Raw genomic sequence first — 16,868 nt, 5'->3', positions numbered from 1 at the left:
TAGAGTAAAAAGAGGGACTTTAGTCCCTCGTGTAACAAACCTATGGACTTTCAGTCCATAGTGGTTTAGTTTACAATTAGTTTGCGTGTTGAAGTGCCGTTGCCGTCGCTGACTTTTATAAAATACATTCCGCTTTTTAGAGTGGAAATATTTAGTTGTGTGCGATTGTTTTGAATGGTTCCAGCAGTTTTTAAAGCTAATTTTCCCTGAATGTTATAAATAGTAATACTTACTGTACTAACTGATATTTGGTTGAATTTTAAATTAACAATATCCTTTGTAGGGTTTGGGAATAAGGTAAGATTGTTTTTTAAGTTAGGGAGAGGACCTTCAACTCCTAAGGATTCCGTAGCTATGGCACAAATATTAAAGGTTCCGATTTGGTCTTCATAGGTAGAAGGGAAAACTCTTATAAGAAGTGTTTCGTTTCTTCGATTTGTTAAAGTTAATTTAGAAAAACCATTAATTCCGCTGTCATCATCGCATTCTTCTTCGGTTAAACTGCCGCAAGAACCAGAATAAACTGAGATGGCAGTATCGAAAAAAGCTGAACCAGCATCTTCTGAAGTTTCAATAACTATATCGTAAAATTTTTGATTGTCAATATCTATTTTAAACCATACGTCATTGCCTTCAAGCGAAGTACATGAAGGAGGATCTTCAGCAGATGTACTGGCTTGGAAGTTGGTTCCTATTTCAGGAGAACAGCTAAGGTTTAAATTTAAGTCTATAGGTGAACTACACTCGTCATTCGTAGCAACTATGGGAACATCAATCTTTGCAAGGCAAATATTAAAATCTCCACCTCCCGAATCATCTAAATCCCATACTCTAAATGTAACTTTGCTTCCAGCAGGCCTTACAATTTCAATTTGAGGGAAAAATTCACTATTTGCGCGATCAGGATTTCCATTATTGTTGCAATCAAAAGATGTTAAACTATTACAATCATCGCCATAAAATAATTCAATCGCAATGTCATAAATTGTAGATTCGTAAGAGGTTATAATTTTAATAGCTCCAGTATCTGGCATTGTAAACGAATACCATAAGTCACCAGTTATTGGAGCTGCACAACTTGGACTCCCTACATTTGAATCGGTTTCATATCCATTAAAAGATAAAATTTGATTTATACAATTCCCGTCATTATTAATATATGAAGTTAAATCAATAGCATCGCATGGAAGATTATTGTCAGGAGGTGTTTGAGCAGCACTAAAGTGAGTAATAACTAGCAATATAATTGTAGAAAAATAAAGTGTAATTTTTTTCATAATAGGATGGATTATAGTTACTTAAATTTATGAAAAAAATAAATCGCGTACTTACTTTTTTTGATTAAAGGGTAGATTATAGGGTTTAAAAGTAGATTGCAAGTTCCTTATTCTTTTGAAAGGTAATACTGATTGGTTAAAATAAGAAAGCCGCTTTTAAACTATATAGCTTAAAAGCGGCTTTTCTATGATTTACAAGTTCTATTGTCCCATAAGTTCCCGCATGCGTTCTTGCATCAATTCTGGATCTTGCATAGCGTCCCAACCGAGCACAACGATCGACCAGATAACAAAAATTAAATACAATACGCTTAGGGTAATACCTATATATGCCAGGATTTTACCAGTTTTTACATTTTGATAACCAGTATATAGTTCGGGGTTTGCGGTATACAGTTGTGTGGCCTTATTAGCCAGTACTATGGTCACTATACCAAGTATTAAGCCTATAAAACCGTAACAGCAGCAAGTTACTATAGATAAGATACCGAACACTAAAATAAGTGTAGAATTAGGTAGTTTTTGTTGTTCCATCAGTCTATTGTTTTATTAATTTATAAAGTTTTTATTAGAAAATTACCAATAATGATAATAGCATTTAATATGGCTAAAGTAAGAATTATTTTATTGGCGTTTTTGAAATCTTTAAAGCTATTGTAAGCAATGATCCCAAAAAGAAGTATGAGCGTATATATGGCCGGATACATATGGAAAGCTTCTGTAAAATGCCCTTGTAGGAGCAGGGAAACAGATCGTTGCATGCCACAGCCCATACATTCTACTCCAAAAAGCTTTTTATTTAAGCAAGGGAGCATATAATCTTCTATAGCCTGCATAATTTGTTTTTTTGGTATTCAAATTTATAAAATAACAGTTAGGATTTTAGCTTTTTTAAAAGAATTCACGTAGTTTTTGGTGAAGTTGTGGGCTTTGGTAATATTAATGCATTTTATATTGTACTTTTGAACAGGTTATTGCGAGCGTTATAAATTATTGTATTTTACGATTTATACTGAAAATTGAGCAATCTATAAAAGGTAATCTTACTTGAAAAAATAATACAATGGGAAGTACTATTTTAAATTATGTATTAATAGTAATAGGAGCGGCAGTAGCATTGTATGCTAATGCCGATGAAACTCAGAATCAGTATGTCTTAATTGCTGGTATTGTTGTGCTTATGTTGGGAGTTTACAGGGTTAGCAGAACGATTCCCGGTAAGGATGAGGAACAAGATGATAGTAATGACGAGTTGTAGCTATGGTGTTTGATATAGGTGATAGGGTTTTGGTATTGGATGAAGCCATAACGGGTGTTGTTAAGCAAATTGAAGGCAAAACGGTTATATTAGAAACGGAGGATGGGTTTCTTTTGACTTTTAAGGCAGAAGAACTGGTTTTGGACAAAGAGGATAAAGTATTAAAAAATGGCTTGTTTTCAGGTAAAACGGTTGATTCTGTTATTATAGAAAAGGAACACCAACGTAAGCGGAAACAACCTAAAACCAAAGTCAAGGAGCGTTACGAACCCTTGATGGAAGTTGATTTGCACATAAATCAATTAGTGCGATCGACCAGGGGTATGAGTAATCACGATATACTGACGCTTCAATTGGATACAGCCAGACGTCAATTAGAATATGCTATGTCTAAGCGTATACAAAAAGTAGTATTTATACATGGTGTAGGCGAGGGGGTACTACGAATTGAACTGGAATACCTGTTTGGCCGTTATAATAATGTTAAGTTTTACGATGCCAACTACCAAAAATACGGATTGGGTGCTACCGAAGTTTATATCTATCAAAATGTCCCTAATTAAAGTCGGGGGTTTCTTTTCTGTTGGTACTTAGGGAGCTATGTTCTAAAATGCCAAAATCCAGTTCGTCCATAGAGATAAACTCCAGATTAAAATTGATGATTTTCATTGTAACCACGTATTGTTCATAAATGGTATGTTGCCTGTATGCCGTTGCAGGTACAGTAGTGGCAACATCTTTATTTAGATAATCGGGACCAACATCGCTGTTGGTTTTATCGTTAGCAGGATTATTGTCCTGAGATTCATTTTCTTCATCACGGGTTAAAACGCCGTCACCGTCGTCATCATTATCTAAGTAATTTGGTATGCCGTCACCGTCAGTATCCAGAGCATCATCAAAGTTTTTGTCGCCATTAGGATCGATATCCTCGTCTTTTGTTAAGATATTATCGCCATCGTCATCAATATCCAAATAGTTGGGTAGACCATCCCCATCGGTATCCAGAGCATCATCATAGTTGCCATCACCATTAGGATCCATTCCTTCTAGCTCGGCAGGAATACCATCGTTGTCATCTTCGATTAGGGTTGTTAATATTATAGCTTCTCCTGCAGTACTCACATAATCTTGTGTAATGTTTACATCTGAGGGAGGTATGTCGTTACAGAACAGGTTAGAAGGTAATTTTTCGTTACTATAAGTCCTGTAGTTTAGGGTATTGGTTGTACTTAATGTTATGCGTGTTTCCAACGTGTTATCGTTTCCAACTTCTAAAAGGTCATCAATCGTTAGTCCACTTGGAGAAGCTATTCTCAGTGATAACGATTCTGACGGATCTTCCTTGGTTTTGTATAAAACCAAACCATTATTTCCGCAAACTTCAAAAGTTTCCCCAAAACTAATTTCCACGGTAATAATATCACCGTCATCACATGAATAGGAGCATAATAAACTTAATGAAATAAGGACTAAAAAGAATTGACGCATTGGGTGTGTTTTTTTGACAAAAATAAACGAATTGTATTTTATAACGTATCATATTGAAAATAATTTTATTTCAAGTATTTTTGAGGGGTAAAAACAACTATTTAAATACTTTAATGCGCAACGGTCTAGTTTCGCAGCAATACTTTTTTAATGAGGACGAGGACAGTATATTTTGATAATGCGGCAACTACTCAAATGCGAGATGCTGTTGTAGAGGCGATGGTCGATGTTATGAGTAATAATTATGGCAATGCTTCATCTTCTCATAGTTTAGGTAGATCATCTAAAACCTTAATTGAGAGATCCAGAAAAACAATTGCAAGTTATTTGAATGTTTCGGCTGGGGAGATTGTATTTACTTCTGGGGGTACTGAAGCCGATAATTTGGTATTGAGGAGTGCGGTTAGGGATTTGGGTATTGTGCATATTATAACATCCAGGATAGAACATCATGCTGTGTTGCACACTGTGGAACAACTTAGTAAAGAGTATGGTATAAGGTATGATTTTGTGAATGTGAATGCAGATGGGAGTATAGATTATGCACATCTGGAAGCATTGCTTAATGCCTCTAAAAGAACGTTAGTAAGCTTAATGCACGTTAATAACGAAATAGGTAATTTGTTGGACATAAAACGGGTAGCCGATTTGTGTAAGGAGTACGATGCGATATTTCATAGTGATGCCGTTCAATCGATAGGGCATTACAACATGGATTTACAGGATATTCCAGTAGATTTTTTAGCTGCGAGTGCCCATAAATTTCATGGTCCAAAGGGTGTGGGTTTTGCTTTTGTTAGAAAGAATTCGGGACTTAAACCCTTAATTTTTGGAGGGGAACAGGAACGAGGGCTTCGTGCAGGAACAGAGAGTGTCCATAATATTGTAGGTTTGGAAACTGCTGTAAAGCTAGCTTATGATAATTTAGAAGCAGACAGTGAAAAAGTAAAGGGCATAAAAAGCTATTTTATCGAAAAATTAAGCAAGGATATACCGGGAGTTGTTTTTAATGGCAGGTCTGCCGATATGGATAATAGTTCTTATACAACAGTAAATGTGTGCTTGCCTGTGCCACCAAGTAAATCGGCAATGCTATTGTTTCAATTAGACTTAAAGGGCATTGCTTGTTCTAAAGGGAGTGCTTGCCAAAGTGGTAGTTCGCAAAGTTCGCATGTACTTGCCGAAATATTGGATGAAGAGGCTTTACAAAAACCTTCTATTCGTTTCTCCTTTAGTATTTATAACACTAAAGAAGAAGTCGATTATGTTATTGAGGTTTTAAAAGATTTTGTGTGATTTGTTAGTCGATAGTAACTTTACTTTGCCACCAATCTGCATTTGGTTCAAAATCTTTTGATAATACTTTTATGCGATCTTGCTCCAGTTTGGGCATAAATGTGTTTTTAAGATAGTCTTTTCTTTTTTGAGCCGATACAGCATCATACTCAGGGTCTTTTGAGGGTTTGTTTGCATTAACGGAATTAAGCCAATTATTAAGTTTGTCATTTAGTTCCCTAGTAAGATCGGGGTTGGCACTAGCAACATTGGTTTGTTCTTGGGGATCTGATTGCAAGTTATACAATTCATTTCTTTCGTCTTCCCAATAGTGGATAAGCTTCCAATTGCCTTCTCTAATAATGGATGAAGGTTCTCCTCCTTGGTTCCCATAGTGTGGATAATGCCAGAACAGGGGTCTTGCTTTCAGGGTTTTACCTTCTAAAAGAGGTTTTAAACTAATGCCGTCTACATGTTGGTCTGGTAATGGGGTAATGTTTGCCAAATCTAAAATAGTAGGGTAGAAGTCGGTACCTACCACGGGGTAATTGGTTGCAGCGCCATTTGATTTAAGCCAAGGGACTTTTATAAAATAGGGTTCGCGAATACCGCCTTCCCATTGGTAGCCTTTTCCACCACGTAAAGGAAGGTTGGAAGTGGAATAATTGTCACCAGAAGCAACGCCTCCATTGTCTGATGTAAAAACTATGATGGTATTCTCATCTAATTTTAATTCTTTTAGGGTGTTTAAAACATGCCCAACAGCATCGTCCATACTTTCTACCAATCCTCCATAAATAGGGTTGTCCTGAACTTGCCTTATAGGAAGTACGCGTTCCATTTTATAACCATTTTTCTGGATGCCCTGAGCTTCGGCTTTATTTCTGTATTTTTCCCATTTGGTTTGTGTAGTTTGAATAGGGCCATGAACGGCATAAAATGATAGAAAAGCAAAAAAGGTAGTGTCTTTATGGGCTTTTATAAATTCGGCAGTTTCTTTAGCAAGTCGCATGGAGAGGTTTTCTCCTTTTGCTTTGTTTTCCAGTTTAGGATTTTTCCAAGGGGAAAAATACCCACCGTTGGGGCTACCAACTTTCCAGCCCCCTTTATTGATATCAAACCCATGATCTTCAGGATAGGAGCCTTCTTCACCCAAATGCCATTTCCCGGCAAAAAATGTTTTGTAACCAGCAGATTTCATAGCTTCAGCAATGGTAATGTCATGTTTGGGCAACACATGTTCGTAGTTAGCAGGTAATAATTTGTCGTGTCTATTATGTTTACGCCATGCTTCGCCATGAGCGGCCCCTATCCAATCGGTTATACCATGTCTTGCTGTAAATTTACCAGTCATGATACTGGCTCTTGAGGGACTGCAAACGCGACTTGCCGCATATCCTTGCTTAAACACCATACCTTCGTTGGCAATTTTATCGATATTGGGTGTTTCGTAATAGTTGCTACCTGTACAGCTTAAATCTTTATAGCCTAAGTCGTCAACTAATATAAATAGGACATTGGGACGCTTTTTTGTTGTTTCCTTTGGTTCTTTTTGTTGACAGGATGTAATTAGTATTGTAAGGACGCAGAATAGAAATTTTATACGGGATAGGTAATTTAATGGAATGCACATGGTGTTTAATAATTTTGATATGTTCTTGCAAGATAGTATTTAAACAGTCTCCAAGATATGAAACCCAAAAGTATTAAATATTAGTAACACTTTATTAATGCTTTATAACTTTAATGGTTTCCGTTTTATGGGTAGTAGCATCTTTAATTTTTAAAATATAAACACCGTTTGCCAAATGTGTTGTGTTGATTGCTTTTTGGTCTGTCTGTAAGACTATTTGTCCGAAAGCGTTAAAAAGTGTAGAGTTTATGGTTTTTAAGGGTGTTACAATGTTTATTTTGTCTGTAGATGGGTTAGGATATATTTTAATATTTAAAGTATTTAAATTATCGGCAGAAAGGGTAATGTTATCCGTCCCTGCGGTAACAGCGTATAGGCTAATAGTGCTGTTAAAGTTGTACCGTAAGGTATTATTGGTTGTGTTGGCGTACTTACTTTTAAACAAGATTCACGTTATATTAGTGTTTCTCTAACGCTAAAGAAATTACATTGCCCGTTTTGATTCTTACGGTAATGTTTATGGTAGTATTAATTTTAAAGGGAGAGTCTTTGGTAATTAAATCACAAATATTCAATTCAGAAATATAATTATCATTTACTTTTAATATTTCATCACCACTACTTATTTTGTTTTTTAGGGTATCGTCCCAAACAACACCTACAATTAGCTTGTTGTTTTTGATAGTAGGTGTAAAACCAAAGTGTTTTTCAGTGAGATCGTTTTCTGAATTATAAGTTTCAAAGTAGAATTGCTTATCTCTAAAATTGATTGTAATAGCGCCATATTTTAAAATATCGGAACCAATTCGAGAATTTGAATCGCTAGAGGTTATGGTTGATACATTTTTGAAACTATGACCAGCTATTTCTAAAGCAGGGACTTTTACTAGGTATTGTTTTTGTTCTTCGGATGTACCCAACAGACCGATACTTGCAGCACCAGTGCCTGTTGCAAAAGGGGCTACTATGTTATTTTGCTCTAAAATGTGGTAATTTTTTTTGCACATATCATAGAATCCACTGGCTCCAGTATCCATAAGTACTTTTTCACTGGCATTTTTGTGGGCTTTTAGCCTAATATTGATGTATGGGCTACTTTGGTTGCCTTCTAGAGTTAAATCAATGCTTTTTCTTTTATTTAGCTGTAGTTTTTTTGGATTGTTGGTTAAAATGATAATACCTTCCTTTGGAAGAATTTGTACGACTGATTTACGCAAGAGGTTACTCCCAATAATACCATCAATGGCATAACAATCAAACAGCAGATTACTTGTTTTATCGAAAACCAGAGCACTGGTATTTTTAAAGGTTACTTCTCCAATGGTTATAAGTGGTATTGTGGTGCGTTGCATACGTTGTTCCTTTTGGTTTGCATCAGAAACTGAAATCGTTGTGCTCTTATTTTTGCTTATCTGGCTGGCTAATGCTGAAGAAATTAAATTGGGAGCCCCTGTGTCAAAAAGAAAACGATAGGTTTTATTATTGATGACTACAGGGACGATTAGTTTACCTCTTATATTTTTATAACTAATTTTAGTATAATAATCCTTGGTTGTCGGCCTTCCTGTTTTAAACGTATTTTTTTGTGCGAATGAAGTATTGACTAGTAGAAAACAAAAAATAATAATTGAATATCCTTTGCTGGTAATAATTTGCGCTATGTTATTTAGAACGAAGCGTAGTGAAGAGAGGCGTCTTTTTATTACCAAAGTGATTCCGCCTTTCGCCGGAATGACAAAACACTGTTTTTTTTGCATTACAATACATAACGGATGTTCATAAAATAGTATTAAGAATTTGCCTCGTCGTTTTACTGAACCTAAAATTTCATCGTGGTTCTTACATTAAAAACCCGAGGCGTAAGGTAGTTAGGGATGGCATACTGTCGTTTGCTATATACATCACGTACCCAGGTATTAGTAATGGTGTTTTGAACATCGAATATATTAAATATTTCGAATCCGAAAGTAAGCGACTTGAAAGGTTTTTTCCAGCCACTATTAAATTGTTTACTGGGATCTACAATTACAAATTGTAGGCCTAAGTCGGCTCTTTTATAGTCGGATAGCCTATTTTGGTATTGGTATGGATCGGCATAACTGGGAGAACCACCTGGAACCCCAGTGTTATAGACCAAATTTAAATACATTTTCATGCTTGGTATGTTAGGGACATAATCCTGAAACAAAGCAGCAAATTTCAAGCGTTGGTCTGTTGGTCTTGAGATATAGCCTTGATTATTTATATTTTCTTCAGTTTTTAAATACCCAAAACTAAACCACGATTCGGTGCCTGGAACAAATTCACCATTTAAACGCATGTCCAATCCATAAGCATAGGCTTTTGCATTATTATCGGCACTATAGCGAATACGCACATTTTCTAGGGTGTATGGGTTAACATTGCTCAGGTGTTTGTAGTATACTTCGGTTGTAAGCTTAAAAGGGCGATCCCATAGTTTAAAGCTGTATTCGTTTGCTGTAACCAAATGAAACGATTTTTGTGCTTTTACATTGGGCTTTACTGTTCCTTCAGCATCTCTTAGTTCTCTATAAAAAGGTGGTTGGTAATAGAGCCCTCCCGAAATTCTAAACAGCATATCTTTTTCCCAATTGGGTTTTATGGCGAATTGCGCACGTGGACTAAAAACAGTTTGGTTGGATGTTGTTGTGCCAAGGGCTTTAACCGACCAATTGTGTACTCTTACCCCTGCATTGTACCATACATCACTCTGTCCTATACTAGATCGTTTGCTCCATTGCATATAGCCTTGAAGGCGGTTAATCTTTGTGTTATTAGTGGCTCTTACATTTTGAAATGGAACTAATGGGCCTTGGTACGGTTTATAGGGTTGCTCATTAATGGTGTTTGACTTGGGCGGGTTAATAGAAAAACCAGCAGAATCAATAACTTCCCATTCTACCAAGCGGTCACGAATATCTTCGTTGGTAAACTTTACGGCCCACTCAATATTGTTGGATTTTACTTTGAAATTTCCTTTATGTTCCAAGGTCGTAATAAGCGCATCCAAATCGTTCCTGCCATGATTAAGCTGACTGCCAATACCTTCATTAAATTCGACTTCACCCAAATTTTCATCACCTATATTGGTGTTAACTTCTCCAAGGAAGTATTGTGCCAAGATATCGAAATATTCTTCTTCTGTGGTGTGGTATGTTGATGCTGTAAACTTTAAATCAAGGCTTTCATTTACTATATAATTACCGCTTAGGGCGCCGAAAAGGGTTTGGTAAGTGTCTTTTTCCCTTCCTTCGTAATATACGGTAAGGGCCAGGGGATCGCTTAGTGTCCCGAAATTGGTTTGACGGGTTTGTGGTTGGTAATTGTACTTGTTAAGGGAGGCATTACCTAAAAAACTTAAATGTAATTTGTCTGATACCTTGTAGGTTAGATACGTTTGAAAGTCTGCAAAAGTAGGGTCGAAATTTGTTTTGGTCTCTTTGGCATCTACCAATAAACTGTTGTCACGGTAACGAATCCCTGCAATTCCAGTGAATTTAGTGTCTTTACTAATGTTTTCAATAGCAATACTGCCTCCAAGCAAGCTTAGGTCGGCGTTGACTTCAAATTGGTAAGGTGTTTTATATGTAATATCCAAAACAGAAGCCAGTTTGTCTCCATACTTGGCTTGAAATCCTCCAGCCGAAAAATCAACATTTTGTATTAAATCGGTATTAATAAAACTTAAGCCTTCTTGTTGACCAGATCTAATTAAAAAGGGGCGGTACACCTGAATGCCATTTACATATACCAAGTTTTCGTCGTAATTACCTCCTCTAACCGAATATTGTGTGCTTAATTCGTTGTTGTTGCTTACACCGGGTAAGGTTAATAGCAGGTTTTCTACTCCCGCATTAGCACCTGGTATTTTTCTTATTGTTTCGGGGCTTAGTGTTATAATACCTTCAACTTCTTTTTGACGTTTTCCTGAAACGACTACTGTTGCTATTTGTTCTGATGACATTGTCATTACAGGGTTAAATTCAAAGGACTCCCCATTCTTTAAATTAAAAGTGCTAACAATTTTTTTATAGGATAAATGGGTAAATTCAATTTTAACCAGCTGGTTTGCCTGAATTTTTAAAAGAAAAAAACCATTTTCGTTGGTTTGTGTTCCGTTATGGGTAGATTTTATATTAACATTAGGTATAGGGAAACTATTTTCGTCTAAAATAACACCTTTAACAGTTGCCGTTTGTGAATGTCCTAAGCTAATAGTTAGTAAAAATAGAAATCTAAAATAGCATTTAATGTTCAAGGCTTTTAAAGTTTATTTTTTATAAAACAGTGCTTCAAAAGTAGAACTATTTCCGACATTATCGATAACAACAAGTTTAAAATTGTTTTTTGTATCCGTAACAATTTCATCGTTAAAATCGTGCGTAAGCATTTTTGTTTTATAATCGTATTCCATTAAGATCCACTTTCCGTTTACTGTAGCTCTATAATTAGAAATCCCAGAACCTTGGTCGTCAATTTTTACTTTTAGGTATCTGTATTTGCTGAGCCATTGTTTGTGCTTAAAGTTGAACGGTGTGATCTGGGGTTTTATTGTGTCTGACGTTATAGTGAATTTTCCAAGTGTTTTGGAAGAAGCGATTAGGTTGTTGCCACTTCTTTTGGTATGTAAATAAGATGGGTAATCTTTGTAGCCAACAAGTTTAGCAATGTACAGTTTCTTTTTGTCGTCATTTGAGTATGCACTGGCGTCATAGGTAATGGTAAAACTTTTTTGGGTAGGGACGATATCCTTATGCAAGACCAAGGTGTCATGCTTTACCTTAAAATCTATATAGAAATCGTTGTAAAATGTATTATTGTAAAAGCTAACAGAGAAGTTGCCTTCTTTTAATTGTTTTGAATGGTTGGCATAAATATAATAAGGAGTTGTGTTTACCGTTTTTGGCTTTGTAATACTTTTGTCGCTACCAGATATGTGTACAGTAACCCATGATTCGTTGTTTTTAAAATCGGAAATTTTTATTTTATAGACAGAGCTAGTACTGTCTTCTATAGATAGTATCCCTTCGTTTATAACAGATTTGTAAATGCTTAAGGGGTTATTTGCCCGGAAAAGTTTTTGAACGTTTTGCTTGTTTTGGGTATAATGCTCGTAATCGATTAGCTGGTTGATGTGCTTTGTTTCATTAAAGGCAAATCGCTTAAAGTCCAATTCAAAATTTTTAGAGCCATTAATGAATGTTTGAATGTTGTAAACGCCATTCTTGTTTGCGGCTAGATCTTGTCTGTCGTTGGTTTCAATTCCAAATCCAATGTTACCGATGGCTTCAATGTTTTCGGTAGTATAATTGCCGTTATCTAGTGGAATTAAGCGCAATTTCTGTTTGGTATTCGATTTGTTTATAAACGATGATCCGTCCAATGGGTAGGCATACAAACTACTAATAATTGGGTTGGTGGTGTCCTTGGCATCAATTCCAAATAGCATTGGATTCATGGGGCGTTGTGATTTGTCCCTTATTTCGAAATGTAAATGGGGGGCAAGCGAGCCTCCACTGTTACCGCTATATGCTACGACACTGCCTTTTATTATGGGTAGGGTCTCGGCTTTAGGAAACAATTCAATTTCGTAAGATTCCTTACTATATTGGTGTTTTTTCACATAGGCTTCTATGTCTGGAGAGAACTTCTGTAAGTGCGCATATACTGTCGTGTATCCGTTTGGGTGTGTTATATAAAGCGCTTTTCCATAACCATAGTGCGATACCTTAATTCTACTAACGTAACCTTCGGCTGCGGCCAGAACTTTAAACCCTTCGCGGTGTTGCGTTTTTAAATCCATTCCAGAATGAAAGTGATTGGAACGTAGCTCGGCAAAAGTCCCCGATAATATTAATGGAATTTCCAGTGGGCTGCTAAAATAATTTTGAGGATACCTATTTTGGGAAGAGGCTAAGGAAGTAAGTATAAAAAAAATAAAGAGGTAGAATCGCATAAAAATGTATTGGGGCTAAATTAAAAATTTGCAATTTAAAACCAAAGAAACAAACAAAAATCAGGCCATTTCCTTGATAATGAGCTATAATTGCAAACATAAAATTTTATAAGAAAACAATTGTAATTTATATATAGGTATGTTAACTTTGTGAGATAAGTATTGATTTTTGTAAATGGGTAATATTGAAGATATTGTAGATTCTCTGGAAAACAAAATTAGTAAAGTGTTACACAGACTTGAGCTTTTAAAGCAAGCTAATTTGAAATTAAATGCAGAACTGGAGATTTCAAAGCAAGAACTTCAAAACCAAAAAACACATATTAAAGCTTGGGAAGAAAAGTACCAAACTTTAAAGATGGCAAATACAATACTTGGTAGTGACGATAATAAAAAAGAAACTAAGCTTAAAATAAACGCATTAATTCGGGAGATTGACCATTGTATTACTCAATTGTCCGATTAATGTAACATAAACTCAATGCCAGAAAAGCTTAAAATAAAGCTATCTATAGCCAACAGAGTGTACCCTTTAACTATTGAGGCAAGTCAAGAGGAAGGGTTGCGCAAAGCGGCCAAGAAAATTGAGGTTATGATTAAGCAATTTGAACAAAGTTATTCTGTACGGGATAAGCAAGATGTATTGGCTATGTGTGCTTTACAGTTTGCTTCCCAAGTTGAACAGAAGTCAATAGATAAAGCGAATGTGAACGAACATGTAGAAGAAAAGCTTAATGCTCTTAACGATTTGTTGCAATCACATTTGGTTTCTTAACGTTCTTTAAAATAAACAAAAAGTTACTGCCTACATTGGTTATTTTTTTTGATAAACTCAACATTAATTCTTTAAAAAGGGTGAGTTTAAGTTGTAAAAGCATGCTGTTAAGCTGAATTTATTTTCAGTTTATAACAGACCCTTGATCAGCTTGGTAGCCCTAAACTTGTTTTTAAGGAGTTTATACAAAACTTTATACTGGTGTAGGCTTTTTTTATATATAATTTAATTTAACATAATGGATAACTCAATTATACTAATAGGAGGAGGCGTTTTACTAGGGCTTATAATAGGTTTTATTATAGCGAAAACTATAGAGAAAAAGAATGCTTCAAAACTTGTAAAAGAAGCTAAAAAATCGGCTTCATTAATATTAAAAGAAGCTAAAAGCGAAGGCGAATCCATAAAAAAGGATAAAATTCTTCAAGCAAAGGAAAAGTTTATTGAACTTAAGTCGGAGCATGAAAAGGTAATTTTATCCCGTGATAAAAAGATGGCAGAGGCCGAAAAGCGTACTCGCGATAAAGAATCTCAGGTTTCTAGTGAGCTGGCAAAAAACAAAAAGCTTAATGACAGTCTTGAAAGCAAAATAAAAGATTACAACCATAGGCTGGATGTACTTGACAAGAAGCAGGATGAACTAGATAAGTTGCACAAAAATCAAGTGCAACAATTAGAGGTTATCTCCAGCTTATCTGCCGAAGAAGCTAAGGAACAGTTAGTAGAATCTTTAAAGGGAGAAGCTAAGAATGATGCCCAGGCATTTATTCAAAACGCTATGGAAGAAGCCAAATTAACGGCTGAACAAGATGCAAAGAAAATAATTATTAACACCATACAACGTATAGGAACCGAAGAAGCTGTAGACAATTGTGTGTCTGTTTTTAATATTGAATCTGATGATGTTAAGGGACGCATAATAGGACGTGAAGGAAGAAATATTAGAGCAATAGAAGCGGCAACCGGTGTAGAGATTATAGTTGATGATACACCAGAAGCTATTATACTATCGTGTTTTGATTCAGTGCGCCGTGAAATTGCAAGATTGTCGCTACATAAGTTAGTAACTGATGGAAGGATACACCCGGCACGTATTGAAGAAGTTGTACAAAAGACTAAGAAACAAATTGACCAAGAGATAATAGAGGTAGGAAAGCGTACCGTTATAGATTTAGGGATCCATAACCTGCACCCAGAATTAATTAAGGTTGTTGGTAGAATGAAATACCGTTCTTCTTATGGTCAAAACTTGTTACAACACTCGAGAGAAGTTGCTAAGTTATGTGGTGTTATGGCAGCCGAATTAGGCTTGAATCCTAAGTTGGCTAAGCGGGTTGGATTATTACACGATATAGGTAAGGTGCCAGATGCGGAAGCCGATATGGAAACACCGCATGCTATTTTAGGGATGCAATGGGCAGAAAAATATGGAGAAAAGGACGATGTATGTAATGCCATAGGAGCGCATCACGATGAAATTGAAATGAAATCCTTATTAGCACCAATCGTTCAAGTGTGCGATGCCATTTCTGGTGCAAGACCAGGTGCACGCCGTCAGGTGTTAGATAGTTATATTCAGCGTTTAAAGGATTTGGAAGATATAGCTTTTGGATTTACAGGTGTTAAGAAGGCATACGCAATCCAGGCAGGTAGAGAGCTAAGGGTAATTGTTGAAAGTGAAAAAGTAGACGACCAAAAAGCAGCCGATTTATCATTCAATATCTCACAAAAGGTACAAACCGATATGACCTATCCTGGTCAGGTTAAGGTAACTGTAATTAGAGAAACAAGGGCTGTAAACATTGCCAAGTAAAGTAAGCATTTTAAAAATGATTCATTTGAATCTTTACCATAAGTTAAGTCCAGTGTGATAGCTGGACTTTTTTGTTTATAGTTGCGATTTTCTGGGATGGTATTGTTCTATTGTTTTAGCTAAATGGCTATTATCCACATGTACATAAACTTCGGTAGTAGTTATACTTTCATGTCCCAGCATTAACTGGATGGATCGTAGGTCGGCTTTATTTTGAAGTAGGTGTGTGGCGAAAGAATGTCTAAAGGTATGAGGGGAAATATTTTTTTTGAGTCCGATTTTCTGAGCCAATCGTTTAATGATGGTAAAAACCATAGCTCTTGTTAGCTGTTTGCCTTTATAGTTTAGAAATAAAGTATCTTCATGGCCAACTTGAACGGCTATTCTAGACCTGACCTCATTTAAGTATACGTTAATAAATTCTTGGGTTGACAAAACTATGGGGACAAAACGCTGTTTGTCTCCTTTCCCCGTTACTTTTATAAAGCCTTCGTTAAAAAACAGATCGGAAAGTTTCAGGTTAATTAATTCACTAACCCGTAAGCCACAGCCGTAAAGTGTTTCAAGCATTGCATAATCACGTATACCAATAGGTATATCTTTAAACGTTTTTTTGGTATCAATTGCACCAATAAGTTCGTTTATTTCGTTTACACTTAAAGTATCTGGCAATTTTCGACCAATTTTAGGGGATTCTATAAGCTCTAAAGGGTTGTCGTTTCTATAATCCTCAAAAACCAAATAATTAAAAAAGCTACGCAGTCCAGAGATTAATCGCGATTGCGTCCTGGCGTTAACGGTTTTTGCTATTTCATAAATAAATTGTTGGACGGTTTCGGAGGTAATGTTTATTGGAGATACACTAATGTTATGCAGTTCTAAAAAGCCAATAAACTTTTTAACATCAAGTGCATAGTTGTCGATCGAGTTTTTTGACAAACCTCGTTCTATTTTTAAATATAGCTGATAATCTTTAAGGGCATGTTCCCATTTCATAGCAATAAAAATAAAACAATTACTTAATATTTTATAAAGTAGCTTTACTATTTCAATATGTATTTTTATTTGGATTGTTATGTCCTTATGGGTAGGGCATATATGTAGTTTTTTAAAACTTATGTAATAAGAAATATCTTTTATATTTAATGTGATGGTCGTTTAAATGTTAATTTTTTTGATTAAAGTATTGATGTAGTGATTGTTGAAAGAAAATATATATGTTTTGTTGTTTTTTTGCTTGGTTATTATGATTCTTAATGTTAGGTTTGCTGTTAAATAATAAAAAACAAAACTTAACTATTAACCTGAGTTCGACGTAAGAAAAGCGATTTTTTGGTATAGAAAAAGCAGAATATTTAGTATATTAAAG

The 16,868-nt window shown here is 35.5% G+C and carries 16 protein-coding genes and 1 other RNA gene; 7 read left to right on the top strand and 10 right to left on the bottom strand.

Annotation, left to right across the window (positions count from 1 at the left end; translation table 11 throughout):
- Window positions 1-65: 65 nt before the first annotated feature.
- The 3 genes from ABD792_RS15700 to ABD792_RS15690 form a co-directional block, all read right to left on the bottom strand.
- Entirely contained in the window at window positions 66-1,277 is a 1,212-nt protein-coding gene (locus tag ABD792_RS15700; RefSeq protein WP_345007318.1) for a T9SS type A sorting domain-containing protein, read from the bottom strand.
- A 201-nt stretch (window positions 1,278-1,478) separates the two neighbouring features.
- The gene (locus tag ABD792_RS15695) at window positions 1,479-1,811 is read right to left on the bottom strand and encodes a CCC motif membrane protein (RefSeq protein ID WP_345007317.1); all 333 of its coding nucleotides are present in this window, start codon (window positions 1,809-1,811) and stop codon (window positions 1,479-1,481) included.
- A gap of 20 nt (window positions 1,812-1,831) precedes the next feature.
- Window positions 1,832-2,113, bottom strand: a complete 282-nt coding sequence (locus ABD792_RS15690; protein ID WP_345007316.1) for a DUF2752 domain-containing protein — start codon at window positions 2,111-2,113, stop codon at window positions 1,832-1,834.
- A gap of 227 nt (window positions 2,114-2,340) precedes the next feature.
- Between ABD792_RS15690 and ABD792_RS15685 the strand changes: the two genes are divergently transcribed.
- Complete coding sequence (locus ABD792_RS15685; RefSeq protein ID WP_345007315.1) at window positions 2,341-2,535, top strand: hypothetical protein; 195 nt, start codon at window positions 2,341-2,343, stop codon at window positions 2,533-2,535.
- A 2-nt stretch (window positions 2,536-2,537) separates the two neighbouring features.
- Window positions 2,538-3,098, top strand: coding sequence for a Smr/MutS family protein (locus tag ABD792_RS15680; protein WP_345007314.1), 561 nt, complete (start codon window positions 2,538-2,540; stop codon window positions 3,096-3,098).
- Here the strand turns inward: ABD792_RS15680 and ABD792_RS15675 are convergent.
- Window positions 3,091-4,026 carry a hypothetical protein gene (locus ABD792_RS15675; protein ID WP_345007313.1) on the bottom strand — a complete coding sequence of 312 codons (936 nt, stop codon included), beginning with the start codon at window positions 4,024-4,026 and terminating at the stop codon, window positions 3,091-3,093. The genes ABD792_RS15680 and ABD792_RS15675 overlap by 8 nt on opposite strands.
- Window positions 4,027-4,176: 150 nt before the next feature.
- On the opposite strand from ABD792_RS15675, the gene ABD792_RS15670 reads away from it, so the two are divergent.
- A complete protein-coding gene (locus ABD792_RS15670; protein ID WP_345007312.1) occupies window positions 4,177-5,322 on the top strand; it encodes a cysteine desulfurase family protein in 1,146 nt (381 codons plus the stop codon).
- 4 nt (window positions 5,323-5,326) lie between these two features.
- Here the strand turns inward: ABD792_RS15670 and ABD792_RS15665 are convergent, their stop codons facing one another.
- The 5 genes from ABD792_RS15665 to ABD792_RS15645 form a co-directional block, all read right to left on the bottom strand.
- The gene (locus ABD792_RS15665) at window positions 5,327-6,934 is read right to left on the bottom strand and encodes a sulfatase (protein WP_345007311.1); all 1,608 of its coding nucleotides are present in this window, start codon (window positions 6,932-6,934) and stop codon (window positions 5,327-5,329) included.
- Window positions 6,935-7,028: 94 nt separating this feature from the next.
- Window positions 7,029-7,379, bottom strand: a complete 351-nt coding sequence (locus ABD792_RS15660) for a T9SS type A sorting domain-containing protein (RefSeq protein WP_345007310.1) — start codon at window positions 7,377-7,379, stop codon at window positions 7,029-7,031.
- 13 nt (window positions 7,380-7,392) lie between these two features.
- Window positions 7,393-8,691 (bottom strand): retropepsin-like aspartic protease, encoded by a 1,299-nt coding sequence (locus tag ABD792_RS15655; protein ID WP_345007309.1) that lies wholly within the window; start codon window positions 8,689-8,691, stop codon window positions 7,393-7,395.
- A gap of 62 nt (window positions 8,692-8,753) precedes the next feature.
- Window positions 8,754-11,213, bottom strand: a complete 2,460-nt coding sequence (locus tag ABD792_RS15650) for a TonB-dependent receptor (protein WP_345007308.1) — start codon at window positions 11,211-11,213, stop codon at window positions 8,754-8,756.
- A gap of 12 nt (window positions 11,214-11,225) precedes the next feature.
- Window positions 11,226-12,911: a M23 family metallopeptidase gene (locus tag ABD792_RS15645; protein ID WP_345007307.1), complete on the bottom strand. Its 1,686-nt coding sequence runs from the start codon at window positions 12,909-12,911 to the stop codon at window positions 11,226-11,228.
- Between the two features lie 175 nt (window positions 12,912-13,086).
- On the opposite strand from ABD792_RS15645, the gene ABD792_RS15640 reads away from it, so the two are divergent.
- The 4 genes from ABD792_RS15640 to rny all read left to right on the top strand — a co-directional run bounded on the left by ABD792_RS15640 (window position 13,087) and on the right by rny (window position 15,499).
- Window positions 13,087-13,377 carry a hypothetical protein gene (locus ABD792_RS15640; protein ID WP_345007306.1) on the top strand — a complete coding sequence of 97 codons (291 nt, stop codon included), beginning with the start codon at window positions 13,087-13,089 and terminating at the stop codon, window positions 13,375-13,377.
- 15 nt (window positions 13,378-13,392) lie between these two features.
- Entirely contained in the window at window positions 13,393-13,686 is a 294-nt protein-coding gene (locus ABD792_RS15635; RefSeq protein WP_345007305.1) for a cell division protein ZapA, read from the top strand.
- Between the two features lie 55 nt (window positions 13,687-13,741).
- Window positions 13,742-13,869: non-coding RNA, 6S RNA (ssrS, locus tag ABD792_RS15630), on the top strand.
- Window positions 13,870-13,924: 55 nt separating this feature from the next.
- The gene (gene rny / locus ABD792_RS15625) at window positions 13,925-15,499 is read left to right on the top strand and encodes a ribonuclease Y (protein WP_345007304.1); all 1,575 of its coding nucleotides are present in this window, start codon (window positions 13,925-13,927) and stop codon (window positions 15,497-15,499) included.
- Between the two features lie 75 nt (window positions 15,500-15,574).
- Here rny and xerD read toward each other — a convergent pair whose 3' ends face one another.
- Window positions 15,575-16,495: a site-specific tyrosine recombinase XerD gene (gene xerD, locus ABD792_RS15620; protein WP_345007303.1), complete on the bottom strand. Its 921-nt coding sequence runs from the start codon at window positions 16,493-16,495 to the stop codon at window positions 15,575-15,577.
- Window positions 16,496-16,868: the final 373 nt, after the last annotated feature.

It is taken from the genome of Snuella lapsa, from assembly GCF_039539345.1.
Taxonomy (GTDB): domain Bacteria; phylum Bacteroidota; class Bacteroidia; order Flavobacteriales; family Flavobacteriaceae; genus Snuella; species Snuella lapsa.
The sequence above is the reverse complement of the archived record's forward strand: the minus strand, read 5'-3'. Positions and strand labels throughout refer to the sequence as shown.